The 26171-nt window shown below is 66.8% G+C and carries 23 protein-coding genes; 15 read left to right on the top strand and 8 right to left on the bottom strand.

All coding sequences use genetic code 11. From position 1 onward, the window contains the following. The 14 genes from nadA to ACIQ09_RS13845 all read left to right on the top strand — a co-directional run. On the top strand, positions 1–874 hold an 874-nt coding region (gene nadA / locus ACIQ09_RS13780), incomplete at its 5' end, for a quinolinate synthase NadA (protein WP_398310772.1). 105 nt (positions 875–979) lie between these two features. Then, positions 980–1729 (top strand): endonuclease/exonuclease/phosphatase family protein, encoded by a 750-nt coding sequence (locus tag ACIQ09_RS13785; protein WP_398310775.1) that lies wholly within the window; start codon positions 980–982, stop codon positions 1727–1729. A 4-nt stretch (positions 1730–1733) separates the two neighbouring features. Next, positions 1734–2894, top strand: a complete 1161-nt coding sequence (clsB, locus tag ACIQ09_RS13790) for a cardiolipin synthase ClsB (protein WP_398310778.1) — start codon at positions 1734–1736, stop codon at positions 2892–2894. A gap of 56 nt (positions 2895–2950) precedes the next feature. After that, the gene (rfaE2, locus tag ACIQ09_RS13795; protein ID WP_398310781.1) at positions 2951–3436 is read left to right on the top strand and encodes a D-glycero-beta-D-manno-heptose 1-phosphate adenylyltransferase; all 486 of its coding nucleotides are present in this window, start codon (positions 2951–2953) and stop codon (positions 3434–3436) included. Positions 3437–3494: 58 nt separating this feature from the next. Further along, positions 3495–3875 carry an antitoxin Xre-like helix-turn-helix domain-containing protein gene (locus tag ACIQ09_RS13800; protein WP_398310784.1) on the top strand — a complete coding sequence of 127 codons (381 nt, stop codon included), beginning with the start codon at positions 3495–3497 and terminating at the stop codon, positions 3873–3875. Then, the gene (locus tag ACIQ09_RS13805) at positions 3835–4560 is read left to right on the top strand and encodes an RES family NAD+ phosphorylase (RefSeq protein ID WP_398310787.1); all 726 of its coding nucleotides are present in this window, start codon (positions 3835–3837) and stop codon (positions 4558–4560) included. The genes ACIQ09_RS13800 and ACIQ09_RS13805 overlap by 41 nt, the downstream gene beginning before the upstream one ends. Before the next feature lie 112 nt (positions 4561–4672). Beyond that, positions 4673–5605 (top strand): cysteine synthase A, encoded by a 933-nt coding sequence (gene cysK, locus ACIQ09_RS13810; RefSeq protein ID WP_398310790.1) that lies wholly within the window; start codon positions 4673–4675, stop codon positions 5603–5605. Between the two features lie 4 nt (positions 5606–5609). Next, entirely contained in the window at positions 5610–6764 is a 1155-nt protein-coding gene (locus ACIQ09_RS13815) for a MalY/PatB family protein (protein ID WP_398310793.1), read from the top strand. An 8-nt stretch (positions 6765–6772) separates the two neighbouring features. After that, the gene (locus ACIQ09_RS13820) at positions 6773–7984 is read left to right on the top strand and encodes an MFS transporter (RefSeq protein WP_398310796.1); all 1212 of its coding nucleotides are present in this window, start codon (positions 6773–6775) and stop codon (positions 7982–7984) included. An 86-nt stretch (positions 7985–8070) separates the two neighbouring features. Further along, complete coding sequence (locus ACIQ09_RS13825) at positions 8071–9882, top strand: NAD(P)H-dependent oxidoreductase subunit E (protein ID WP_398310799.1); 1812 nt, start codon at positions 8071–8073, stop codon at positions 9880–9882. Beyond that, complete coding sequence (locus ACIQ09_RS13830; RefSeq protein ID WP_296408904.1) at positions 9879–10586, top strand: 2Fe-2S iron-sulfur cluster-binding protein; 708 nt, start codon at positions 9879–9881, stop codon at positions 10584–10586. Before ACIQ09_RS13825 ends, ACIQ09_RS13830 begins: the two co-directional genes overlap by 4 nt. After that, positions 10583–11131, top strand: coding sequence for an NADP oxidoreductase (locus ACIQ09_RS13835; protein ID WP_296408906.1), 549 nt, complete (start codon positions 10583–10585; stop codon positions 11129–11131). The genes ACIQ09_RS13830 and ACIQ09_RS13835 overlap by 4 nt, the downstream gene beginning before the upstream one ends. Before the next feature lie 10 nt (positions 11132–11141). Beyond that, a complete protein-coding gene (locus ACIQ09_RS13840) occupies positions 11142–12608 on the top strand; it encodes a Ni/Fe hydrogenase subunit alpha (protein ID WP_398310802.1) in 1467 nt (488 codons plus the stop codon). Between the two features lie 5 nt (positions 12609–12613). Beyond that, positions 12614–13105, top strand: a complete 492-nt coding sequence (locus tag ACIQ09_RS13845) for a hydrogenase maturation protease (protein ID WP_398310805.1) — start codon at positions 12614–12616, stop codon at positions 13103–13105. Positions 13106–13121: 16 nt separating this feature from the next. Here ACIQ09_RS13845 and ACIQ09_RS13850 read toward each other — a convergent pair whose 3' ends face one another. The 8 genes from ACIQ09_RS13850 to ACIQ09_RS13885 all read right to left on the bottom strand — a co-directional run bounded on the left by ACIQ09_RS13850 (position 13122) and on the right by ACIQ09_RS13885 (position 22768). Further along, the gene (locus tag ACIQ09_RS13850; RefSeq protein WP_398310808.1) at positions 13122–13619 is read right to left on the bottom strand and encodes a hypothetical protein; all 498 of its coding nucleotides are present in this window, start codon (positions 13617–13619) and stop codon (positions 13122–13124) included. 533 nt (positions 13620–14152) lie between these two features. After that, positions 14153–14776 (bottom strand): response regulator, encoded by a 624-nt coding sequence (locus ACIQ09_RS13855; RefSeq protein ID WP_398310811.1) that lies wholly within the window; start codon positions 14774–14776, stop codon positions 14153–14155. A 108-nt stretch (positions 14777–14884) separates the two neighbouring features. After that, the gene (ssb, locus tag ACIQ09_RS13860; RefSeq protein WP_398310814.1) at positions 14885–15445 is read right to left on the bottom strand and encodes a single-stranded DNA-binding protein; all 561 of its coding nucleotides are present in this window, start codon (positions 15443–15445) and stop codon (positions 14885–14887) included. A gap of 292 nt (positions 15446–15737) precedes the next feature. Continuing rightward, positions 15738–17873: a PQQ-dependent dehydrogenase, methanol/ethanol family gene (locus ACIQ09_RS13865; RefSeq protein WP_398310817.1), complete on the bottom strand. Its 2136-nt coding sequence runs from the start codon at positions 17871–17873 to the stop codon at positions 15738–15740. A gap of 15 nt (positions 17874–17888) precedes the next feature. Next, positions 17889–19343 (bottom strand): aldehyde dehydrogenase family protein, encoded by a 1455-nt coding sequence (locus ACIQ09_RS13870; protein ID WP_398310820.1) that lies wholly within the window; start codon positions 19341–19343, stop codon positions 17889–17891. Between the two features lie 14 nt (positions 19344–19357). Further along, a complete protein-coding gene (locus ACIQ09_RS13875; RefSeq protein ID WP_398310822.1) occupies positions 19358–20335 on the bottom strand; it encodes a transporter in 978 nt (325 codons plus the stop codon). 105 nt (positions 20336–20440) lie between these two features. Then, entirely contained in the window at positions 20441–21367 is a 927-nt protein-coding gene (locus ACIQ09_RS13880; protein WP_398310825.1) for a helix-turn-helix domain-containing protein, read from the bottom strand. Positions 21368–21595: 228 nt separating this feature from the next. Further along, positions 21596–22768 (bottom strand): MFS transporter, encoded by a 1173-nt coding sequence (locus ACIQ09_RS13885; RefSeq protein WP_398310831.1) that lies wholly within the window; start codon positions 22766–22768, stop codon positions 21596–21598. A 90-nt stretch (positions 22769–22858) separates the two neighbouring features. Between ACIQ09_RS13885 and uvrA the strand changes: the two genes are divergently transcribed. After that, positions 22859–25693, top strand: a complete 2835-nt coding sequence (gene uvrA / locus ACIQ09_RS13890) for an excinuclease ABC subunit UvrA (protein ID WP_398310828.1) — start codon at positions 22859–22861, stop codon at positions 25691–25693. The last annotated feature ends 478 nt before the right edge of the window (positions 25694–26171 follow it).

The following is a 26171-nucleotide window of genomic DNA, read 5'->3' on the forward strand; positions in this document are numbered from 1 at the left end:
GCATTTCATGGCCGAGGTGGCGGACATCATGTCCAAGCCCCACCAGCAGGCCATCCTGCCCGACCTCGCAGCCGGCTGCTCGATGGCCGACATGGCCAACCTGGCCAAGGTGGAACGCTGCTGGCGCGAACTGGCCGAGGTGCTCGAAACCCCAGACGCGCTGATCACCCCCGTCACCTACATCAACTCCGCAGCCGACCTTAAAGCGTTCTGTGGCGAACATGGCGGCATCGTGTGCACCTCCACCAACGCCCCCACCATCCTCGACTGGGCCTTCGCCCAGCGCGAGAAGGTGCTGTTCTTCCCCGACCAGCATCTGGGCCGGTGGACGGGCTTCAAGAAGGGCATTCCGCTGGACGAGATGGTGGTGTGGGACCCGGACCTGGAATACGGTGGTCTCAGCGTCGAGCAGATCCGCAAAGCCAAGATCCTGCTCTGGAAGGGCCACTGCTCGGTGCACCAGATGTTCCAGCCGGCGCACATCATCAAGTTCCGCAACCAGTACCCCGACGGGCTGGTCATCTCCCACCCGGAGAGCGCCCTCGAAGTGTGTCGCCAGTCCGACTACGTGGGCTCCACCGAGTACATCATCAACGTCATCAAGGGCGCCGCCCCCGGCACGCGCTGGCTGGTGGGCACCGAGCTCAACCTGGTCAATCGCCTCGCCGAAGAGGTCAAGGCCGAGGGCAAGATCGTCCAGTTCATGGCGCCCACCGTATGCATGTGCTCGACCATGCAGCGCATCGACCCTCAGCACCTGGCCTGGACCCTCGAGAACCTGGCCGACGGCAAGGTGGTCAATCGCATCAGCGTGCCCGAGCACGAGGCGGCACTGGCCAAGCTGGCCCTGGAGCGCATGCTGGCGGTGTCCTGAGATCGCCCGCAGGCACTCAAGACGGCGCCCACGGGCGCCGTTTTTCATGGACATCCCCGTGCAGCACCCTGCCGATGAAGGCAGAATGGACATGAAGGAGACCCGATGAGCAGCCTGCGCATCTGTACCTACAACATTCACAAGGGTTTTTCCCAGTTCAACCGGCGCCTGGCCATCCACGACCTGCGCGACCGCCTGCGCCTGCTCGGTGCGGATGTGGTCTTTCTGCAGGAAGTGCAGGGCATGCACCTGCGCCACGCCCGCCGTCACGTGGACTGGCCAGAGCAGCCCCAGCACGAGTTCCTGGCCCGGGATGTGTGGCAGCAGACGGCCTACGGCGGCAACGCCATCTACGACCACGGCCATCACGGCAACGCCATCCTGAGCCGCCACCCCATCCTGTCCCAGGCCAACGAAGACATCTCCGATCACCGCTTCGAGAACCGGGGCCTGCTCCACTGCGAGATCCACGTGGATGGCGTGACCCGGCCGGTGCATTGCGTCTGCGTCCACCTCGGGCTCACCGCCGGCAGCCGGCGGCGCCAGATGGCTGCCCTGGTCAAGCGCCTTGATGCCCTGGCACCCGAGGGCGCGCCCCTGATCATCGCCGGCGACTTCAACGACTGGCGCAACCACGCCGACGACTGCCTAACCGAACAGCTCGGCGTCACCGAAGCCTTCGTATCGATTCGCGGCCGCCCGGCTCGTAGTTTTCCCAGTACCCTGCCGGTCCTGCGCCTGGACCGCATCTATGTGCGCGGCTTCTCCGTGGACAAGGCCGAAGTACACTACGGCCAGCCCTGGAGTCAGATCTCCGACCACGCCGCACTCACCGCCCAGTTGCGCCCCCGCTGATCCGATGAGCATCGACTGGCATCCCGCCAACGCCCTGACTCTACTGGAGAACGGCGCCGAGTTCTTCCCGGCCCTGACGGCAGCCATCGACCTTGCCCGTACCGAGATCTTTCTCGAGACCTACATCTTCTCCAGTGACGAAACCGGCCAGGAGATCTCGGACGCCCTGCAGCGGGCCGCGCAGCGGGGGGTCACAGTGCGCGTGCTGGTGGATGGCTTCGGCGGTCGCGAATTCGTCGCCGAAATGATGGGGGAGCTGGTGGACGCCGGCGTCAGTGTGCTCATCTACCGTCGTGAAGTCAGCACCCTGTCCCTGCGTCGCCGACGCCTGCGCCGACTGCATCGCAAGCTGGCCGTCATCGACGGGCGGATCGCCTTCGTCGGCGGCATCAACATCGTCAGCGACTTCGAGGATCCACGCGTGCCCGCCCCGCGCCTGGATTACGCAGTGCGCATCGAGGGGCCACTTCTCGCCCCCATACACGGCAGCGTCCGGCGCGTATGGGAGTTGGTGGCCTGGGCCTCCTTCCGGCGCCGCCTGCGCCTGCTCGGCACCGCGCAGGCCTGCCCGCAACCCTGCGGTGAGGTGGAAGCAGCCCTGGTGATCCGCGACAACATCCGCCACCGCCATGACATCGAGAACGCCTACCTGCTCGGGATTGCCGGAGCACGGCGGGACATCCTGCTGGCCAATGCCTATTTCCTGCCCGGCCGGCGCTTCCGCCAGGCCCTGCTCGATGCGGCCCGACGCGGCGTGCGCATCACCCTGCTGATCCAGGGCATTGCCGACCATCCGCTGCAGCAGCGCGCCACCCGGGCCCTCTATGGGCAACTGCTCGACGCCGGCATCCGCATCGTCGAATATCACCGCAGCTACCTGCATGCCAAGGTCGCTGTCATCGACGACCACTGGGCCACCGTCGGCTCCAGCAACATCGACCCCTTCAGCCTGCTGCTGGCCCGGGAGGCCAATGTGGTGATACGCAACGCCCCCTTTGCTACCGGGCTGCGCACCCGGCTGCAGGAGGCCATCAACCTCGGCGGCCACGAGATCCACGCCAGCGACTGGCAACGGGGCTCCCGCCTGCAACGCCTCTTCAACTGGGTCGCCTATGGCCTGGTCCGGCTGATGATCGGCATTGCCGGCTACGGCAACCGGCACTGAGCACTGCTTCCGCCCCGGCCTCATAATTCGCCCTTTCACCGCCTCCTCGCCCACCCATGTATCCCACCCCCAGCTTCGAAGCCCGGATCTGCCCGCCCGACCAACTCCGGGAACGCATTGCCACCCTGCCCCGCCCCCTGGTGTTCACCAACGGCTGCTTCGACATCCTGCACCGCGGCCACGTCACCTATCTGGCCCAGGCTCGCGCCCTCGGCGCAGCCATGGTCGTCGCCCTCAACAGCGACGACTCCGTGCGCCGTCAGGGCAAGGGCGACGACCGCCCCATCAACACCCTGCAGGATCGCCTCGCCGTCATGGCGTCCCTGGGCTGTGTTGACCTGGTCACCTGGTTCGATGAGGACACCCCCATCGCCCGCATCCTCGAATGCCAGCCCGACGTACTGGTGAAGGGTGGCGACTGGGCGCCGGATCGCATCGTCGGCGCCACGGAAACCCTGGCCCGGGGTGGCAGCGTCCATTCCATTCCCTTCGAGCACCAGCGCTCCACCACAGCCCTGCTGGAGAAGATCCGCCGGCTCTAGGATCCAATTGTTCTACAGAACAAAAAACGCTCTATAATTTCTGTAGAAAGGAAGATCCATGACCGCCCTGGCCCGCCCTGTCACCCCCCAGCCCGAAGCGTCAGCCGTTCTTGGCAAGGCCGTGGCCCGCGCCGCCGAGCGCCTGGGCCTCTCCCGCACCCTGCTGGCCCAGGTTCTCGGCCTCAGCCCGGCCAGCGTCAGCCGCCTGTGTTCCGGCACCTATCACCTTGACCCGAAACGCAAGGAGTGGGACTTTGCCCTGCTCCTGGTGCGCCTGTTCCGGGCACTCGACTCCATCGTCGGGGACGAAGGCACTGCCCGCAAATGGCTGGCCAGCGACAATCTGGCCCTCAACGGCCGCCCCATCGACCTGATCCGCGACACCGAAGGCCTGGTGCGTGTCGTTCATTACCTGGACGCCTCCCGCGCTGTCGTCTGAGGCCCGCCCCTGGCAGGCCTCCGTCTGGCGCATGGTCGAAGCCCAGCACATCGCCGCAACGATGAAGCTGGTGGATAGCCCTGCCGAACAGGATCTGCTGGAATCCCTGCTCGAAGGCAGCAAGCCTCCCAACCCGGACAACACGGCCACGCTGGACTACCTGCTGGCCGCCCCCTTCCGCTACAGCCCGCTGCGCGGCGGTTCGCGCTTCCGGGGCGCTACCGACCCCGGCGTGTTCTATGGTGCCGACACCGTGCTCACCGCCAGCGCCGAGCTCGGCTACTGGCGCTGGCGCTTCCTGCTCGACGCCCCCGCCCTGGAACGCCTCGAACCCGTCGCCCATACCGCCTTCCGCACCCGCATCGCCACCACCGCCATCGACCTGCGTCAGCCTCCTCTCGACCGGGATGTGGCAGCCTGGACCCACCCGACCGATTACCAGGCCACCCAGGCCCTCGCCCGGCAGGCCCGGGACGCCACCATCGGCGCCATCCTCTACACCTCGGTACGGGCGCCCACCGCCGCCTGGTGTGCCGCCATCCTCACCCCCGACGCGTTCGCCCGCCCGGCACCGGAGCAGCCCACCCAGACCTGGTGGCTTGCCGTGCGTCCCGACGAAGTACAGTGGCGGCGGGACAGGGAATCGGTGGTATTCAAAGCAGCGGGCTGGCGGGAACACCCGTGAGCCTCGGCAGATCGATTATTTGAATATTCGGTTTTCGTCTAAAAAACCAGCTCGGTTAGCTCTAAAATTAATTAGAGAATCGATAAGCACTTTCCCGACACGGAGAATCGCCATGCGTATTGCCAACAACGTCGCCGAGCTGATCGGCAACACCCCTCTGGTCAAGCTCAACCGGCTGGCTCCGGCCAACGGCGCCACCATTGCCCTCAAGCTGGAGTTCTTCAACCCGGCCCACAGCGTCAAGGACCGCATCGCCGCCGCCATGCTCGATGCCGCCGAGGCGGCCGGCAAGATCGGCCCCGACACCATCATCCTCGAGCCCACCTCCGGCAACACCGGAATTGGCCTGGCCATGGTGTGCGCCGCCCGCGGCTACAAGTGCGCCTTCGTGATGCCGGAGACCATGAGCCGCGAGCGCAAGCTGCTCCTCAAGGCCTACGGCGCCGACCTGATCCTCACCCCCGGCCCCGAAGGCATGCCCGGCGCCGTGAAAAAAGCCGAGGAAATGGCTGCCGCCGACCCCCGCTATTTCATTCCCCAGCAGTTCGAGAACCCCGCCAACCCGGCCATCCACCGCAAGACCACGGCCGAGGAGATCTGGGCCGACACCGACGGCCAGGTGGACATCTTCGTCTCCGGCGTGGGCACCGGCGGCACGGTCACCGGCGTGGGAGAGGTGCTCAAGGAGCGCAAGCCCGGGGTCAAGGTGGTGGCTGTCGAACCCGCCGCCAGCCCCATTCTCTCCGGCGGCCAGCGTGGCCCCCATCCCATCCAGGGCATCGGCGCGGGCTTCGTGCCGGGCATCCTCAACACCAAGGTGTACGACGAGGTCGTGCAGGTACCCAACGATGCGGCCCTCGATACCGCCCGCCGCCTGGCCACCGAGGAAGGCCTGCTGGTGGGCATCTCCTCCGGCGCCGCCGTGTGGGCCGCCCTGCAGGTGGCCGAACGCCCCGAAAATGCCGGCAAGCTGGTGGTGGTGATCATCCCGTCCTTCGGCGAGCGCTACCTGTCCACCGTGCTTTTCCAGCACCTGGAAGTCTGACATCTTGACCCCCTTCGACTTCAGCACCGCGCCGGATCGCACCGGCTCCGACAGCATCAAGTGGCGCCGCTACGCCGGCCTCGACGTGATCCCCATGTGGGTGGCCGACATGGACTTTGCCGCGCCCCCAGCGGTGCTGGACGCCCTCCATGCACGCATCGACCATGGCGTTTTCGGCTATGCCGACCCTTGGCCCTCGGTGCTCGAGGCGGTGGTCGAAGGCATCGCCCGGGACCACGCCTGGCGCATCCAGCCCGAGTGGCTGGTGTGGCTGCCGGGGGTGGTTACCGGCTTCAACGTGGCAGTGCGGGCCGTCGGCCAGCCCGGTGACGGGGTGTTCACCGCCACCCCCGTGTACCCGCCCTTCCTGCACGCCCCGGCCAACTTCGAGCAGCGACTGGTCACCACACCCCTGGTGAACAGCGGCCAGCGCTGGGAGTGGGACTGGCCCGCCACCGAAGCCGCCATGGCCGACGGGGTGCGCCTGTTCATGCTGTGCAACCCCCACAACCCGGTGGGCCGCGTCTTCGACCGGGACGAGCTGGGCCGCATCGCCGCCCTGGCCGAGCGCCACGACCTGGTGATCTGCTCCGACGAGATCCACTGCGGCCTCGTCCTCGATCCAGCCACGCCGCACATCCCCATCGCCGCCCTGGACGAGAGCGTTGCCCGCCGCAGCATCACCCTGATGGCCCCGTCCAAGACCTGGAACATCCCGGCCCTGTACTGCGCCTTTGCCATCATCCCCGACGCCACCCTGCGCGCCCGCTACAAGCGTGCCATGGCCGGCATCGTGCCCCACGTGAATGTGCTGGGCCTCACCGCCACCGAAGTCGCCTACCGGGACTGCGGCCCCTGGCGCGAGGCCCTCATCGCCACCCTGCGCAGCAACGCAGCCCGGGTCGTCGAGGCCGTCAACGCCGTCCCCGGCCTGTCCACCACGCCGGTGGAGGCCACCTACCTGGCCTGGATAGACTGCCGCGACTGGCTGGCCGCCAAGGGCATCGACAACGCCGCCCGGCACTTCGAACAGGCCGGTGTAGGCCTCTCCGACGGCAAGGACTTCGGCCTGCCGGGCTTCGTGCGCCTCAACTTCGGCTGCCCGGCGGCCCGCCTCGAAGAAGGCCTGGCCCGCATCCGCCGGGCAGTCACGGGCTGACCCACCGGGTGAAGGCCGCACTGCCCCGGGACTTCCGGCTCTACCTGCTGATCAGCGTCATGGGCGCCCTGGTCCACTTCGGCCAGGGCGTGGCCGTGGGGTGGTCGGTGTACGAGCAGACCGGTTCCTCCCTGGCCCTGGGCCTGGTGGGGCTGGCCCAGTTCCTGCCCATCCTGCTGTTCTTCCTGCCCGCCGGCCAAGTTGCAGACCGCTTCGAGCGGCGCAGCGTGATCGTCACCAGCCTGGCGCTCAGCGCCTCGGCCGCCCTGCTGCTGGGCGCCGCCGCCTGGCTGAACCTGGACGTGGCCTGGACCTACTGCGCGCTGCTGCTCTCGAGCTGCGCCCAGATTCTCAACCGGCCCGCCCGGGACGCCCTGATGCCCACCCTGGTCCCGCCGGCACAGCTGGCCCGGGCCATTGCCCTGGCCAGCTCGCTGCATCAGGTCGCCTCGATGGCTGCGCCTGCGCTGGCCGGCCTGGGGCTGGCCCTGTTCCACTCGGCCCTGCCTATCCACGCGGCCAACACGGTGTTCACCCTCGTCGCCCTGGCGGCGACCCTGGCCATCCACCAGCGCTCCCGCGGCCACGCGCCGGCGCCCGGTGGCCGCGGCCGCCTGCGCGAGATGCTGGCCGGCTTCACCCACATCCGCAGCACCCGGCTGCTCCTCGCGGTGATGTCCATCGACCTGCTGGCGGTGCTCTTTGGCGGCGCAGTGGCACTGCTACCGGTTTACGCCAAGGACATCCTGCAGGTCGGGCCGGCCGGGCTGGGCATGCTCAGCACCGCCCCGGCCGTGGGGGCCGCCGTGGCCGGGCTGGCCATGGCCCGCTTCGGCGTGGCCCTGGACGGGCGGCTGTTCCTGGGGGCAGTGGGCGGCTTCGGTCTGATGACCCTTGTCTTCGGCGCCTCCACCCATTTTCCGCTGTCCCTCATCGCCCTGGCCCTGCTCGGCGGGCTGGACAGCATCAGCGTGGTGATCCGCCAGACCGTCATCCAGCAGGCCACCCCCGATGCCCTGCGCGGCCGCGTGGCCGCGGTGAACCGGGTCTTCATCAGCTCATCGAATGAACTCGGCGCCCTCGAATCCGGCCTCCTCGCCGCACTCATCGGCCCCGTACCGGCCGTTGTGGGCGGCGGCCTCATCACCCTCCTGGTGGTGGCCGCGAGCCCCCGCCTGTTTCCGGAACTGGGCCGCTGGCGCCGCTCCGCGCCCCCCTGAGCCACCGCGCACCTCTTCTGATCTAGCGCAAGTACCCAACGCCGGCCCGGCGCATACTCGCGACGTCGTCCCTGCTGGAGAAGTCCGTGCACACGCAGCCGCCCACCCCCTGTTCAGCCCTCGATGGCATCCTGCAGCACCACGGCCATCGCCCGACCGAGTTGCTGCAGATCCTCATCAATGCCCAGCAACTCGAGGGCTGGCTCCCCGCCCCAACGCTCACTTATCTTGCCCAGGCACTCCGCCTGCCCCGCGCCCGGGTCGAGGGCGTGGCAGGGTTCTACAGCTTCCTGTACACCCGCCCCGCCGGACGCTTTCGGGTTCTGTTCTCCGACAACATTACCGACCGCATGCTCGGCAACGCCGAGCTGATGGATGCCCTGTGTCGCAAGCTGTGGATCGAACCCGGCAAGCTTTCCGAAGACGGCCTGGTCAGCATCGACGCCACCTCCTGCACCGGACTGTGCGACCAAGGGCCCGCGATGCTGGTCAATGGTCGCGCCATCGGTCAGCTGAACCATCGGCGCATCAACGAAATCGCCGAACTGATCCGTCAGCAACGCCCCCTGGCGCAGTGGCCGTCGGAGTATTTCCATATCGATGACAACATCCGGCGTCGGGACGCGCTCCTCGGCCTCGCCATGCAGCCCGGCGAAGCCCTGGCCGCCGCCATCGCCCGTGGCCAGGCCGGCTGGCTGGCCGAGATGCAGCGCTCCAACCTGCGCGGCCGGGGCGGTGCCGGCTTCGCCACCGCCATCAAATGGGCCAGCGCCCGCAACGCTCCGGGCGACGCCAAGGTGATCGTCTGCAATGCCGACGAGGGCGAACCCGGCACCTTCAAGGACCGGGTACTGCTGAACAGCTTTGCCGACCTGGTCTTCGAGGGCATGACCCTGGCCGCCTGGGCCGTGGGTGCCTCGGAAGGCTTCCTGTACCTGCGCGGCGAATACCGCTATCTGCGTCAGCCGCTCGAGGCCGCGCTGGCCCGGCGCCGGGACGCGCACTTGCTCGGCGCCGACATCCTCGGACAGGCCGGCTTCAATTTCGACATCCGCATCCACCTGGGAGCCGGCGCCTATGTGTGCGGCGAGGAATCCGCCCTCATCGAATCGCTGGAGGGCAAGCGCGGCACACCCCGCATCCGCCCGCCTTTCCCGGTGACCTGCGGTTACCTGGGTCGGCCGACGGTGGTGAACAACGTGGAGACCCTGGCCAAGACCTGTCTCATCGCCCTCCAGGGCGGCGAGGCCTTTGCCGCCACCGGCACCGCCCAGTCGGCCGGCACCAAGCTGCTGTCCATCTCCGGCGACTGCGCCGCCCCCGGCATCTACGAATACCCCTTCGGCGTCTCCATCGCCCGGGTGCTGGAGGACTGCGGCGCCAGTGACACCCAGGCCGTGCAGGTGGGCGGCGCCTCCGGCATCTGCCTGGCGGGCTATGAGTTCCAGCGCCGCATCGCCTATGAAGATGTACCCACTGCCGGTGCCTTCATGATCTTTGACGGCACCCGCGACCTCTTCGAGGTGGCACGCAGCTTCGTCCATTTCTTCGCCCATGAGAGCTGCGGCTTCTGCACGCCCTGCAGGGTTGGCACCGCGCTGCTGAAGGGCTTCATGGACAAGCTGGCCGATGGTCATGGCGCCCAGGCCGACCTGGCCGACATCGACTGGCTCGACCGCCTGCTCAAGAACGCCAGCCACTGCGGCCTGGGCAGCGCCGCGCCCAACCCGGTGATCGACACCCTGCAGAAGTTCCGTCCCGCCTACGAGCGGCGGCTGGTGTCCCTGGATTTCGAGCCGGCCTTCGACCTGGATGCGGCCCTGGCCGAAGCCCGTCAGCTCACCGCCCGGGATGACCCCGGCGCACACCTGCACACCCACGAGGAGGGCACACCATGAGCAAACAGTTCCTTCTCGATGGTCAGCCCGTGCCCTTCGAGGACGGCCAGAGCATCCTCGAGGCCGCCCGCAAGGCCGGCCACTACATCCCCAGCCTGTGCTGGCACAAGGACTTTCCAGCCCACGGTAGCTGCAAGCTGTGCATCGTCAAGGCCGCCGGCCGTCACGTGTCGGCCTGCGCCACGCCGGCCAAGGAAGGTTGGGAGGTGGAGAGCAACACCCCCGAGATGAACGGCGAACGTCGCGGCCTCCTGCAGATGCTCTTCGTGGAGGGCAACCACTTCTGCCCCTCCTGCGAGAAGAGCGGCAACTGCGAGTTGCAGGCCCTGGGCTACGAGTACGAGATGCTCACCTCGCGCTTTCGCCACTTCTACCCCGACCGCCCGGTGGACGCCTCCCACCCCGACGTGCTGCTCGACTTCAACCGCTGCATCTTCTGCGAGCTGTGCGTGCGCGCCAGCCGCGACGTGGACGGCAAATCAGTGTTCGCCCTCACGGGCAGAGGCATCAACAAGCACCTGGTGGTCAATGCGGAATCGGGCCGGCTGGCCGACACGGATTTCAGCAAGGACGATCTGGCCGCCCACATCTGCCCGGTGGGGGTGATCCTCCACAAGGGCCCCGGCTTTGCCGTACCCATCGGCGAGCGCACCTACGACACGGCCAGCATCCGCAGCCAGAAGCTCAAGGAGGAGGAGTCATGAGCGCCCCTGCCCGCAAGCTGCGTGTGGCCACCACGTCCCTGGCCGGCTGCTTCGGCTGCCACATGTCCTTTCTCGACATCGACGAGCACCTCTTCGAACTCGTCGAACTGATCGAGTTCGACCGCTCGCCCCTCACCGACATCAAGGAGGTGGGGCCCTGCGACATCGGCCTGATCGAAGGCGGCGTGTGCAATGCCGAGAACGTGCACGTGCTGCGCGCCTTCCGCCGCAACTGCAAGACCCTGATCGCCCTGGGCGCCTGCGCCGTCAATGGCGGCCTGCCGGCCCAGCGCAACCACCTGCCCCTGTCCGAATGCCTGCGCGAGGTGTATCAGTTCCGCCCCGGCATCGCCAACGGCCAGATCCCCAACGACCCGGAGCTGCCCCTGCCCCTGGACAAGGTGCGGCCCATCCACGAGGTGGTGCGCATCGACTACTTCCTGCCCGGTTGCCCGCCTTCGGGCCCGGCCATCTGGAAGTTCCTCACCGATCTGATCGCCGGCCGTACCCCGCGGCTGACCGGCGGCCTGCTGCACTACGACTGAGGTTCACACCATGAGCTTCGAACTGGAAACCGCCGTCAACCGCGAAGGCCTGCGCCGGGTGGCCATCGACCCCGTCTCGCGGGTGGAAGGCCATGGCAAGGTCACCCTGTTGCTGGACGAGGCCGGCCACGTGAAAGAGGCGCGGCTGCATATCGTCGAGTTTCGGGGCTTCGAGAAATTCATCCAGGGCCGCCCCTACTGGGAAGTGCCGGTGATGGTGCAGCGCCTGTGCGGCATCTGCCCGGTGAGCCACCACCTGGCCGCCGCCAAGGCCCTCGACCCGGTGGTCGGCGCCCTCACCCTCACTCCGACGGCCGAAAAGATCCGCCGTCTGATGCACTATGGGCAGATCCTCCAGTCCCACGCCCTGCACTTCTTCCACCTGTCGTCCCCCGACCTGCTCTTCGGTTTCGAGTCGCCTGTCCAGCAGCGCAACATCGTCGGCGTCGCCGCGGCCCATCCGGAGGTGGCGAGGCAGGGCGTGCTGCTGCGCAAGTTCGGTCAGGAGGTGATCCGCATCACCGCCGGCAAGCGGGTGCATGGCACGGGGGCGGTGCCGGGCGGCGTGAACAAGTCGCTCACCGCCGCCGAGCGCGACGAACTGCTCGCAGACGCCGACCAGATGATCGCCTGGAGCCGCGACGCGGTGCATCTGGCCCGCCGCCTCCACGAAAGCGACCGCGCCCTGTATGACGAGTTCGGCCTGTTCCGCAGCCACCTGTTCAGCCTGGTGCGGGCCGATGGTGCCATGGACCTCTACGACGGACACCTGCGCCTGCGCGATGCCCGCGGCCAGATCGTCCGGGACGCCATCCCCTGCGCCGACTACGAGCAGCACATCGTCGAGGAGGTGAAGTCCTGGAGCTACATGAAGTTCCCCTTCATGAAGGATCTCGGCCCGGCCCGCGGCTGGTACAAGGTCGGCCCCCTGGCCCGGGTACAGAACTGTGATTTCATCCCCAGCCCCCTCGCCGAGATCGAGCGCCAGGCCTTCATCGCCCACGGCGAAGGCGAACCGGTGCACGCTCCGCTGGCCTACCACTGGGCCCGCATGATCGAAATGCTCCATGCCGCCGAGGTGATCCGCAGCCTGCTCGACGATCCGGACCTGCTCTCCGACCAGCGCATGAACGAGGGCACCAAGGGGCGCGAAGGCGTCGGCATCATCGAAGCGCCCCGGGGCACCCTGATTCACCACTACCGGGTGGGCGAAGACGACCTGGTGAGTTACTGCAACCTGATCGTGTCCACCACCCATAACAACCAGGCCATGAACGAGGCCGTGCGCCAGGTGGCGCGCCGCTACCTGGACGGGCGCCAGCTCACCGAGGGGCTGCTCAACCACATCGAGGTGGCCATCCGCGCCTTCGACCCTTGCCTGTCCTGCGCCACCCACGCCCTGGGCAAGATGCCGCTGGTGGTGGAATTGCTGGCCGCCGACGGCAGCCTGGCGGACCTGGCCGTGAGCGGAGGCTGAACACCGTGTCCCTGGTGATCTTTGCCGTGGGCAACCCGTCGCGGGGCGACGATGCCTTGGGTCCACTGCTGATGGCCGAACTGGAAGCCCAGGGCCTGACCGGGGTCACGCTGGTGAGCGATTTCCAGTTGCAGATTGAACACGCCCTGGATCTGGACGGCCATGACCTGGCCCTGTTCATCGACGCCGGCACCGGCACGCCGGCCCCCTTCGCCTTCTACGAAACGGCCCCGGCCGCCGATACCTCGATCTCCACCCACGCGCTGACGCCTGCCGCAGTGCTGCAGGTCCACGCCCAGCTCAGGCAGGCCACGCCGCCGGCCTTTGTGCTGTGCATCCGGGGAGAGCATTTCGAGCTGGGTGAAGGCCTCAGCGAGGCCGCGCGCGGGCATCTCGATGTCACCCGACAGCATCTGGCCGCTTGCCTGACCGAACCTGTGGCGGTGGCGTGGCGGCAACGGCAAACACCTTCCGGCGGTCGCCGGCGCCTCATCTGAAGGGAGCAGCCGCAGCCTACTCCCCTGGCACGGAAGCCCGCCGGACAGCGTATTCCTTGAGCAGGATGGTAATTGCATGGGCCGCCGAGTCGGGCAGGCGGACCCCGCCACGCAACTGAGCCACCAGAACCTGGGACGGCAGCCCCCGTTCGGCAATACGGCTACGCACCAGCAACAGCTGGTCACAGGGCAGGTCGTGCCAGGCTGCAGACCGGGCGTCGATACCGATACTTACCGCATCATCCCGGGAAGCCAGCCAGACGCGCAGCTCGTCGCTGAAGGAGGCACAGGAAACGACGCGCTCCGACTCTCCACACCGGCCAAACCCACTGACCCACACCAACTCTTCCTGGATCCGTTCTCCATCCGGACTGAGCACGCCAATGGCTATCCGCTCGGCATCCAGGGCACGCAACAACTGACGCAGGGCCCTCAGGGTGGCAAAGCGCACATCGTCCAGGTGCCGGACCAGGGCCGCCCCGGTGATGGCGGCTTCAGAAACGGGATCTCCCACGTAATCATCTCCAAGGGGCTGACCGAACTGCCGTCCCACACGCGAAAGGGATTCCTGCTCGAGCTTACACAACATGACTCTGGCCCTCGGGCGCATTCCAGCGCAGACGCAGTAGCGGGGGCACCTTGCCGGCACCACCCACAGGCAGCATCCGCAAAATACACAAATCGACAGTATTGTTAAATTCTATAACAAATCTCGATTTCGAATGACATATTGCCGAATCGATATTTTTGCTGAATTTAGCTCATATGCACGCTGCAAGTCTGCGAAAAAATGCCCGGAGAATTCACGAAAATTTATGTAAACCGGTGAAATTCAGGTCAAAAAGGTGAAACCGGTCAGTGGAACTGGCGCAAAAGAATCACGAACACGCAATTTGATGCAAACGGGTGTCACTGACAATTGACGCAGAAACGCCGCTCTCAAGCCTGAACGGCCTGAAAACGGGAGAGAAAAGGGGAGGGGAAAGGGGAGGAAAAAGAGAGGGGAATGTGTCCGGCGGCGCCCGTTTCAGGGCCGCCGGAACAGGCTCAGACCGCCCGGCCGCGGCGCTGCAGGGCCATGATCTTGGCCTGGACGTAGCCTTTGAGTTCGCGAAACGGGACCGGCTTGCTATAGAAGATCACATCCGTCGGCAAGCCCCCGTTCTCAACGATCTCGTCTTCGGTCAACCCGCTCACCACCACGATGTCCAGATCCTGCAACTGCGGATCGGCCCTCAGGCGGCGGATCATCTCGAAGCCGTCGATGCCGGGCATGCGCAGGTCGGTGATCAACAAATCCGGGGGAACCCGGCCGATCTCGAGGAGACCGTCGATGCCGCTGGACACCATGCGCACCTGCAGGGGCAAGGCCCAGCTGGCGAAGGTGTGTTCGTAGAGCTTCTGGAGGATGCGGTCATCTTCCGCCACCAGAACTTGCAGCGAACCGGCAGCAGGGCGCACCGAGTTCTGCCCGCCACCCGCCATGGAGCGGGCCCGGAACTCCTCGATGGAGCTGACACGGATCCGCCTGTGCCCCCCGGCAGTCTTCCAGCCCTCCAACTGGCCGTTCTCGACCATTTGCTGGACGGTCCCCAAGGAGAGGCCCAGACGCTGGGCAGCTTCGGAGGTACTGCAATATTCCTTTTCAGGAGATTCGGGCGTGGCGGCCATTTCGATAGGGCATAAAGAACGTCGGTATTTGACGATGTTACCAGTTAAGCCGGAGATATCGGGGAGCAGACTCGCCCGCGACACCACCGGAGCTTGCCCGACAATACATCAGAAGGGGATATCGTCGTCAAAATCACCAAAACCGCCAGCGGCCGGCTTCTTGGGCGCCGGGGCGCTGGCCGGCGCGGGGGCACCGCCACCATAACCGGAATCCCGGCCGCCACCATAGCCACCACCATCACGGCCGCCGCTGTCCCGGGGGCCCGCGCCGCCGGAAGGCCCACCACCAAAGCTGCCCTCGTTGCGGGACGGTGCATCTGAGCCGCCCATGCCCTGACGGCTGCCGAGCATCTTCATCTCGTCGGCACGGATCTCGGTGGTGTAACGGTCCTGGCCGTCCTTGTCCTGCCACTTGCGGGTGCGCAGGGAGCCTTCGACGTAAACCGCACTGCCCTTGCGCAGATACTGCCCGGCAATCTCGGCAAGCTTGCCGAAGAACGCCACCCGATGCCATTCGGTGGCTTCACGCTTCTCGCCACTGGCCTTGTCACGCCAGGTGTCGGTGGTGGCCAGGGTTATGTTGCAGATCGCGTCGCCACTCGGGGCATAGCGGGTTTCCGGGTCCTTGCCCAGGTTTCCGATAAGAATCACCTTGTTGACCGAAGCCATATGTCTCTCCTGAAATGCCGTTGACCAGGATGCCGCTCCACTCGCCGCCTAAGCGCCTGGATCGGCTCGTCCTGGCGCAACGCGCCTTCCATATAATCAATGACCTGACCTGCAAACCCAAAAATTTCCCGGGCTTGCAGGTCAGCTGAAAAAGGAAGGCGGCCACATCCTGCCGCCGCCAAAGACGCAAGTATATCCGGTCGAGGCGCGAGCCCGCACCCTCAGTCATTCGCCGGCGTTCGGGGCCGGGGAAGACGCCCGGCCGTGCAGACCGGGCGGATGGCGGATGATGTCACCGAGACGAAGAGGACGCCTCTTGCTCGGCCTTCAGCCCGTGGGCGCGGTAGAGGATGTATTGCCGGATGCGTTCCACGTCCTCTTGCCCGAGCCCACCCGAAAAGGAAGGCATGCCCCGGCTGGTACGTCCGCCATAGACGATGCCGGGAAAGAGCTTGTGCTTGTCCGGGCTCAGGTAGCGCAGATCGGGCACCACGCCGCCGCTGACGGCGTTCAGGCCGTGGCAGTTGGCACACAGGCCATTGAACAGGCTGCGGCCGATCTGCAACTGGCTGGTGTCCGCCTTGACGGCCTCAAGGGGAGGCAGGGCAAGGGCGGCCTGCCTGGCGGGCGGCAGCGTCGCCTGGCCGCCCAGCTTGAAGGTGACGACACGGGCTTCAGGCTTCACCCTGGCCCCCAGCGACAGGGGGCCAGTGATGTTGGGGAAGGATCCGCCCCAGCCGACCATGAAGCTGACGTACTGCTCGCCCCTGACGCTGTAGGTCACCGGGCCGGCCATGGCGCCGGAGTTCACCGGGCTGGACCACAGTTCCTTGCCGGAATCGGCCGCATAGGCGACCGCGCGCCCGTCAGCCGTGCCCTGGAAAACCAGGTTGCCGGCCGTCGCCAGCGTGCCGCCGTTCCAGGCCGTGGGGTAATCGACCCGCCACGCGGCCTGTTGTTTGACAGGGTCCCAGGCCAGCAGGGCGCCCTTCCAGCTTTGGGCGATCTGTTTCACCACCTGGGGGTCTTCCGGCAGGCTGGGCACATCCAGGCCGATGTTCACCACATTGCGGATCGGCATGAAGAGGGGTTCCTTCTGCGGCTCCAGGCCGGCAGCGGTCTCCTGGGCAGGCAGATAGACCAGGCCGGTACCCGGGTGATACGACATGGGCTGCCAGTTATGCCCGCCCAGGAAGCTGGGCATCACCAGCTTCATGCCCTTGCCGTCCAGGTAGTTGGCCTCTCCGGTCAGCACGGGGCGGCCGGTCTTGAGGTCGATGTGGCTGGCCCAGTTGACCGGCACGAACTTCTCCGCCGACAGCAGCTGGCCGTTGGTCCGGTCCAGCACATAGAAAAAGCCGTTCTTCGGCGCCTGCATGAGCACCTTGCGCAGCTGCCCGTCGATCCGGATGTCGGCCAGGATCATGTGCTGGGTGGCGGTGTAGTCCCACATCTCGCCCGGTGTGGTCTGGTAGTGCCAGACGTACTCGCCGGTTTCAGGCCTGAGGGCTACGATGGAGGACAGGAACAGGTTGTCCCCCTTGCCATCGCTGCGGAACTGATAGTTGAAGGGCGAGCCGTTGCCGACGCCGATATAGAGCAGATCCAGCTCGGGGTCGTAGGCCATCGAGTCCCAGACGGTGCCGCCACCGCCCCACTTGACCCAGCCCTTGCCGTGCCAGGTCTTGAGGGCCATGCGCATGGCCTCGTTCTCGGCGGGCTGGTCGGGGTCGCCGGGCACCGTGAAGAAGCGCCAGGCCTGCTTGCCGCTGCGGGCGTCGTAGGCCGTGACATAGCCGCGCACCCCGAACTCCGCGCCGCCATTGCCGATCAGCACCTTGCCCTTGACGATACGCGGGGCGCCGGTGATGGTGTAGCTCTTGGTCGGATCCAGGCGGGTGTCCACCGACCAGAGCGGCTTGCCGTTGCGGGCATCAAGAGCGATCAGTCGCCCGTCGAAAGCGCCCACGTAGACCTTGCCCTCCCACACCGCGACCCCGCGGTTCACCACGCTGCAGCAGCCTTCACCGCCCTTGTCGCGGGGCACCCCGGGATCGTGGCGCCACAGCAGCTTGCCGGTGGCAGCATCGAGGGCATACACGATGCTATAGGGGCCGGTGGTGTACATCACTCCATCCACGACGATGGGCGTGGCTTCAACACCCAGATCCCAATCGAGCTTGCGGGTCCAGGCCACCCCCAGCTTGGCGACGTTGCCGGCGTGGATCCGGTCCAGCGGGCTATAGCGCTGCTCGCCGTAGGTGCGGCCGTGACTCATCCAGTTACCCGGCTCCTGATCGGCCTGCTGCAGGCGCTGGGCGTCCACCCAGGCGGGCTTTGGCGCGGCGGCGAGGAGTTGGGGCGCCGGGACGGCCAGGGCGAGGGACAGCAAACCACCCAGCAGGTGGCGAAACGATTGTCTTTTCATGATATGTCCTTGGGATCACATGACGAGCGTGATGAGCTTTTCGCTCAAGTACGCATCCAGCGCGGAGCGGGACAGGTCGTTGCCCGTGCCGCTGTCCTTGATGCCGCCCCACGGGAGGCGGGCATCGAGGGGGCTCCAGCCATTGATGGCCACGGCCCCCACGCGCAGCCGGGCTGCCATCTGGTGGGCGCGGGTCAGGTTCTGGGTCCACAGGGTGGCCGAGAGGCCGTAGGCACAGTCGTTGGCCAACTGGATGGCCTCTTCCTCGGTATCGAAGGGGATGATGGCGCCCACCGGCCCGAAGACTTCTTCCCGCGCGATGTCCATGTCGGGGGTGACGCCGCTCAGGATGGCGGGACGAACGAAGAAGCCCTGGTCGGGCAGCGGGCCTTCACAGGTTTCGAGGGTCGCCCCCTGGGCCACGGCCCGGGCGATGTGGGCGCGCACGCGCTCGGCGTGGCGGGCGCTGATGAGGGCCCCCATCTGCGTCCCTGCAGCCAGCGGATCGCCCAGGCTCAGGCTGTTGGCCGCGCCCGTGAGCGCCTGGCACAGGGTGTCGTGCAGGGAACGATGAACCAGAATGCGGGACCCCGCGGCGCAGGTCTGCCCCTGATCCACAAAGAGGCCCATGGCGCAGCCGGCGATGGCCTGCTCCAGTGGCGCATCGGGCAGGACGATCTGGGGCGCCTTGCCGCCCAGCTCCAGGGTGAGCCGCTTGAACAGGGGGCCGGCCGCCGCCGCAATGTCGCGCCCCACCACGGTGCTGCCGGTGAAGCTGATCTTGTCCACGCCCGGATGGGTCACCAGGGCGCGGCCCACCTCCGCCCCCGTGCCCTGCACCACGTTGACGACCCCTGCCGGAAAGCCCGCCTCGAGGCAGAGGGCGGCCAGCGCGGTGAGCGCCAGCGGCGCGTCCTCCGAGGGCTTGATCACCACCGTGCAGCCTGCCGCCAGGGCCGGGCCGAGCTTCCAGGCGCCGATCATCAGGGGCGCATTCCAGGGCACGATCAGCACGGCGACGCCGACGGCTTCGCGCACGGTGTAGTTGAAGGTCGGGCGCCCCATGAAGCCGGGCGTGGGGATCTGCCGGCCTTCCAGCTTGTCGGCCCACCCGGCGAAATAGCGCAGGGTGTCCACCGCCATGGGGATGTCGAGCATGCGCATCTCCATGATGGCGCGCCCCTGCTCCCGGGCCAGCAGCTCGGCGAAGTGGTCGGTCCGGGCCTCCAGCAGGTCGGCCAGGCGGTGGATCAGGCGCGCCCGCGCCGCGCCGGACAGGGCCGCCCAGGCGCCCCCGTCAAACTGGCTGCGGGCGGCGCCCACGGCGGCATCCACATCGGCGGGGGTGCTGGCGGCCACCCGGGCCAGCAAGGCCCCGGTGGCCGGCTCGAGCTTGTCGAACCAGGCATTGCTGCGACCCGGACGGTGTTCACCTGCGATCAGGTTCAGGCAGTCTGCGTACATGCTCATGACGGGCTCCGGGCTCAGTTGAAGGCGTGGATGTAGCGCAGCGTCAGGCGCTGTCCTTCCGGACGATTGCGGGCCGCGGTTTCGGTGTAGTGGTTGAGCACCAGATGATCCTTGGCGCTGAAGCTGTACATGACACCGGGGCCAAAGGCGACCACGCGCTCCTTGCTGCCACTGAGGGACTCGCCATTTACCTTGGTTTCGGTGAGCTGCTGCAGCCAGTAGCCGGCTAGGCCGACGCGCCATTGGGGGGTCAGCGCGTAGTCGGCCGCGAAGTTCGCGTGCATCGCCTGGCCCGGCTGGAAGTGGTGGGCCTCGCCGATGCCGTACTGGGCAAAGCGCGTGGGCAGCGGATCGCTGTTCTTGCCGTTCCACAGGTAGAACACGCGGCTGGACAAGGTCCACTTGGGGCTCGCCCACCAGGTACCCGACCAATAGGCCTCCACCGAGGTGTGGTGAGCACCGGGATTGAGCCCCAGCGTCCTGTCGTACTCGCCGACGGGCAGGGTCACGTCCAGCTCCACGCGATGGGAGAAGATGGGCCCCCGTTCGCCCATGATGGGATTCCATTGCAGAAACGCCCCCAGCACCGGATCGCCCATGCCGGTGCCGGTCTTGCCCAGGATGGCACCATGAACGCCGTCATCCAGGGATGCGGACAGGACGGTGGGCAGCAGGAGCATGCCGCCAAGTTTCGCGCCGGCCACGCTGTAATCGCTCTGATAGACGAACTGGTTGATCAGCGGGACAACGCGGACATCGCTCTTGGGGAAGGGCAGATCCTTGCCCTTGCTGTCCTTGAAGTGGTCTGCACTGTAGGGCTGCAGATAGCTCATCAGGTAAAAGCCGGGCCCGGCGGGAGGCGGAGCCCCATCAACAAAGGTTGTCAGGCCCAGGTTGATGGACGGCAATTCGTAGGCACAGGCCACCGTGCTGGCGAGGGTGGCGCATACGCCCAGGGACAGGGCGCGCATGACGGGAATGGTCTTGGACATGGGGTCTTCCTGCTGGAGTGAGGGGGTGCCTCCAGCTTAGGAATGCCCGTCCATCGGGTCTTGCCCGAGCGTGCCCGGACTTTGTATTGCTGTGCACAAAACCGCTCAGGTGGAAATCCTGCGCGGCTTTCGCTGGGCCTGCGAGGGCGATTCACCGAACTGCCGCTTGTAGGCACGGCTGAAGTGCGCCGCATCGGCAAAGCCGTACTCGTAGGCAAGGCGGGTGAGATTCAGGTGGGCCCCGTGCTCTGACAGCAGCACATCCCTGCAGCGCAACAGGCGCTGGGTGAGCTGAAATGACTGGGGTGTTTCCTTGTCCGCCTGGAAAGCCTTGTAAAGCGCGCGGCGGGAGACACCCAGGCGTTCGGCCAATTGATCCGACGTCAGCCGGGAATCGGTGAGATGTGCCAGCAGGCACGCCTTTGCCTCCTCCAGCAGCGGCCTGCGCCCGCCGTGCCTGGCAAGGCTGGCGGACTCGTCCTGCAAGGCGGCATCAAGGAGTGCCCGCAGGCCCAGGTTGAAGGCCAGCTGGGTTCGCGACTGCAGGTGCAGGTCCTCATTCAGCGCCGAGCTGATCATGTCGAGGGCCAGTCTGGCCGCCTCCTCGATGGGCTGGGGGCCCAGCTTGCCGGGCAGGCCACGCTGCAGCCAGGCATCGTTGGGCGAGACATGACTGAAGAGCACGGTGAAATGGGCACAGTCGCTCATCTCGAGGCTGTAGGGCCGCGACGCTTCATAGAGCAGCCATTGTCCCGGCAGGAGCGCCACTTTCCGGCTTCCCTGCCGGTAGGCGGCCTCGCCCTGATGCAGCCAGACCACCTTGATGCAGGGCTGGGAGAGCCGTCGGCACGCCGCATCCGTCATCCGGGCGACATGCTCCGATGCACGAATCTGGGCCATATGACTGCCGGCCCGCACCTTGGTGGCGGACTCGACACGGAAGCGCTCCGGGTGGATGACCTGTAGATCGAGGGGAAAGAAATCTTGGTGAATGGACTCGCGCCAGCCATTCACGGAATCGGTAGGGTGCATGCCAGAAAGTCCGTTAACGGATGTACATCGCCGCAGGAAGCGGCCGCGTCAGGACAGGATTCAAGCATGGGGCGTGCCATTGGCTGGCACGGGGAGAAAACAGCCGTCAAGCGGCTTGGCGGACACCTTGCCCGCCCGGAAACGGGCACACGGCAAGGCGCAGGCCGTGCCATGCACCAGAACGCTGCGTCTGATGCACCCGTGGGCGCTACAGTCGGCTGAGAGGCCTCACGCCGTCACCGCGCGACGAACCGGTGGCTGCACCATGCCCGAGGCGAGAATCAGCCAGGCCAGGGCCAGCCCGACACCCAGCAGCGATACCGCGCCGGCGCCCACATGCTGGGCCAGCCAGCCGCCCAGGGCCCCCCCCAGGAACAGCCCGATGGACTGCAGGGTGTTGTAGATGCCCAGCGCCGTCCCCTTGGCGTGGGGTGGAGCGATCCGCGAGATCCACGAAGGCTGGGTGGCCTCGAGTACGTTGAAGGCAATGAAGAACAGGGTCAGCAGGATGGCCAGCGGCCACATCCCGGCGCTCCCGGTCAGGTAGAGCCCGGCCTGTACCAGCAGCAGCAGCACGATGGCCGAGTTGAAGACCAGCTTCATGGCCCCCTTCTTCTCGGCCATGATGATGGCCGGCACCATCACCACAAAGGACAGCAGCACTGCCGGCAGATAGACCTTCCAGTGTTCGGCCATCGGCAGCCCGGCGGCCACCAGGCCGGCCGGCACCAGCACCCACATGGAGGTCTGCATGAGATGCAGGGCGAACACGCCGAAGTTGAGGCGCATCAGCTGGCCGTTGCCGAGCACCTCCGAGAAACGTCCGGTGGCCCGGGGCACCGGTGGCGCCGCAGGCACGATGAAGAGCACGGTGAACACGGCACCGACGGCCAGCGCGGCGGTCAGCCAGAACAGGCCGCTCATGCCGATCAGCGCATACAGCAGCGGTGCCGCCACCATAGACAACGCAAACACCAGACCGATGGACGAGCCGATCATGGCCATCACCTTGGTACGGTGCTGGTCGCGGGTGAGGTCGGCCGCCAGGGCCGTGACCGCGGCGGAGATGGCCCCGGCACCCTGCAGCACCCGGCCGACGATGACCGTCTGCACATCCTGGGCGAGGGCAGCCACGGCGCTGCCGATAATGAACAGGAGCAGGCCAAACACAATCACCGGCTTGCGCCCGAAGCGGTCGGACGCGGCACCGAAGGGAATCTGCAGGAAAGCCTGGGTGAGCCCGTAGGCGCCGATGGCCATGCCGACCATCGCCACGCTGTCGCCCCCGGGCATGCCGTGGGCATGCACCGCAAAGACGGGCAGAATGAGGAACAAGCCGAGCATGCGCAGGGCAAAGATCGCGGCCAGCGAAACGCCGGCGCGACGCTCGGCCGGGCTCATCTTGTCATTGTTGGAGGAAGCCATCAAACGTGCTGCGTGGGGAGGGGCAAGAGGCGTATATTAACAGGTTGCCCCCATCCCGAACGCAGCATGGACGCCATCCGAATCCGCGGTGCCCGCACCCACAACCTGAAGAACATCGCGCTCGACATCCCGCGCAACAAGCTCACCGTGATCACCGGCCTGTCCGGCTCCGGCAAGAGCTCGCTGGCCTTCGACACCCTCTACGCCGAGGGCCAGCGCCGCTACGTGGAGAGCCTGTCGGCCTACGCGCGGCAGTTCCTGCAGCTGATGGAGAAGCCGGACGTGGATCTGATCGAGGGCCTGTCACCGGCCATCTCCATCGAGCAGAAGGCCACCAGCCACAACCCGCGTTCGACGGTGGGCACCGTCACCGAGATCCACGACTATCTGCGCCTGCTGTATGCCCGCGCCGGCACGCCCCACTGCCCCGATCACCCGGAGCACGCGCTGGAGGCCCAGAGCATCTCCCAGATGGTGGACGCGGTATTGGCCCTGCCCGAAGAGACCAAGCTGATGATCGTCGCCCCGGTGGTCAGCGGCCGCAAGGGCGAGCAGGCCGACCTGTTCATCGAGCTGCGCGCCCAGGGCTTCGTGCGGGTGCGGGTGGATGGCATCGTCCATGAACTCGACAATCTGCCGACCCTCGACAAAGCGCGGCGCCACACCATCGAGGTGGTGGTAGACCGCCTCAAGGTGCGCCAGGACCTACGCGGCCGCATCGCCGAATCCTTCGAAACCGCCCTCACCCATGCCGAAGGCCGTGCCATCGCCGTCGAGATGGACAGCGGCACCGAACACCTGTTCTCGGCCAAATTCGCCTGCCCGGTATGCAGCTTCGCCCTGGCAGAACTCGAACCGCGCCTGTTCTCCTTCAACAACCCGATGGGCGCCTGCCCCAAGTGCGACGGCCTCGGCCACGTGGACTTCTTCGACCCGGCCCGGGTCGTCGCCCACCCCGAGCTGTCCCTGGCCTCCGGCGCCATCCGAGGTTGGGACCGGCGCAACCAGTTCTACTTCCAGCTCCTGGCCAGTCTCGCCGGCCACTATGGCTTTGACATCGAGACCCCCTGGGAGAACCTGCCGGAAGCCACCCGCGAAGTGGTGTTGCACGGCTCCGGCAAGGACAAGATCGCTTTCCGCTACCTATCCGACGGCGGCAAGGCGGTGCTCAAGGAGCATGCCTTCGAAGGCATCATCCCCAACCTGGAGCGGCGCTTCAAGGAAACCGACTCCCTGGCAGTGCGCGAGGAGCTGGCCAAATACCGGGCTAACCAGCCCTGCCCGGCCTGTCACGGCACCCGCCTGCGCACCGAGGCGCGCTTCGTACTGATCGGGGGTCGCAACCTGTCCGAAATCAGCCGCCTGCCCCTGGGCCAATGCAAGGCCTTCTTCGACGGGCTCAGCCTCACCGGCCAGCGTGCCCAGGTGGCCGACAAGATCGTCTCCGAAATCTCCAGCCGCCTGCAGTTCCTGATCAACGTCGGCCTCGACTACCTGTCCCTCGACCGCTCCGCCGACACCCTGTCCGGCGGCGAGGCCCAGCGCATCCGCCTGGCCAGCCAGATCGGCTCGGGCCTCACCGGCGTCATGTACGTGCTCGACGAGCCCTCCATCGGCCTGCACCAGCGCGACAACGACCGCCTGCTGGAGACCCTGCGCCGTCTGCGCGACATGGGTAACACGGTGATCGTCGTCGAGCACGACGAGGACGCCATCCGCATGGCCGACTACGTGGTCGACATGGGCCCCGGCGCCGGCGAGCATGGCGGGCAGGTGATTGCCGAAGGCAAGCCGGAAGACGTGGCCGCCCATCCCGACTCCCTCACCGGCGCCTACCTGTCGGGGACCCGCGCCATTGCCGTGCCCACCACCCGCCACAGCCCCGACCCCGAGCGCATGCTGCGCATCAACGGCGCCACCGGCAACAACCTCCGCGACGCCAGCGTCGACATCCCGGTGGGCCTGTTCACCTGCGTCACCGGCGTCTCCGGCTCGGGCAAGAGCACCCTCATCAACGACACCCTGTATGCCCACGTGGCCCGCCATGTAAACGGCAGCAGTATTGAAGCGGCGCCCTGCAGCAGCATCGAGGGGCTGGACCACTTCGACAAGGTCATCAACGTCGACCAGAGCCCCATCGGCCGCACGCCGCGCTCCAACCCGGCCACCTACACCGGCCTGCTCACCCCCATCCGCGATCTGTTCTCCGGGGTACCCGAGGCCAAGGCCCGCGGCTACGGCCCCGGCCGCTTCAGCTTCAACGTCAAGGGCGGGCGCTGCGAGGCCTGCCAGGGTGACGGCATGATCAAGGTGGAGATGCACTTCCTGCCCGACATGTACGTGCCCTGCGACGTCTGCCACGGCAAGCGCTACAACCGGGAAACCCTGGAGATCCGCTACAAGGGCAAGACCATCTATGAAGTGCTCGAGATGACCGTCGAGCAGGCCCTGGCCTTCTTCAACGCGGTGCCCATCGTGGCCCGCAAGCTCGAAACCCTGATGCAGGTGGGCCTCGGCTACATCCGCCTCGGCCAGAGCGCCACCACCCTGTCGGGCGGCGAAGCCCAGCGGGTCAAGCTGGCCCTGGAGCTCTCCAAGCGCGACACCGGACGCACCCTCTACATCCTCGACGAACCCACCACCGGCCTGCACTTCGCCGACATCGAGCTGCTCCTTTCGGTACTCCACCGCCTTCGCGACCACGGCAACACCATTGTCGTCATTGAACACAACCTGGACGTCATCAAGACCGCCGACTGGCTGATCGACATGGGCCCGGAAGGGGGCGATGGCGGCGGCATGGTGGTCGGTGCTGGTGCGCCGGAACACCTGGCCGCCAATTCCGCCAGCCACACCGGGCGCTACCTGGCCAGGCTCCTGGAACCAAGCACCCTCTCCTGATGACCCGAAAGGGCCCATCGGGCGGACTTCCGCCCCTGCGGGACATATCCCCCCAGGCGCCCGCAAGTCCGGACTATCGGGTATCATCACCTTACCTAAATTGGAATCCCGGCCCAGGGCGCTCGCCCGGGAATGCCGGTAGGAACACATACCGGAACATTTCATCTGGCGCCTCGCCCCCGCGCCGACGATGGCAAACCGCATCGCAGGCAACACATGGGATCACGTAGTTCGGGGGCACCTCCTCAGGCAGCACCTCTCCCGCCCACTGGGCAAAGCACCACCCCGCCGAACGGCGTGGGTACCCGCCTGAATCTCCCGGCCATCCGGCGCCATCGTCCCCTCCTTGCGGAACGGGCCACGGCGCCATATACACCGTTAACAGGGTGATGCAAAACCCAGTGAACGATCCGGCCACCCGCCTGTCCTAGCCGTATCCCCGAACCCCAGGCAGAACAACGATGCGCGGCGAAGTCGA

The sequence above is a fragment of the Zoogloea sp. genome, from assembly GCF_044344315.1.
Classification (GTDB): Bacteria; Pseudomonadota; Gammaproteobacteria; order Burkholderiales; family Rhodocyclaceae; genus Zoogloea.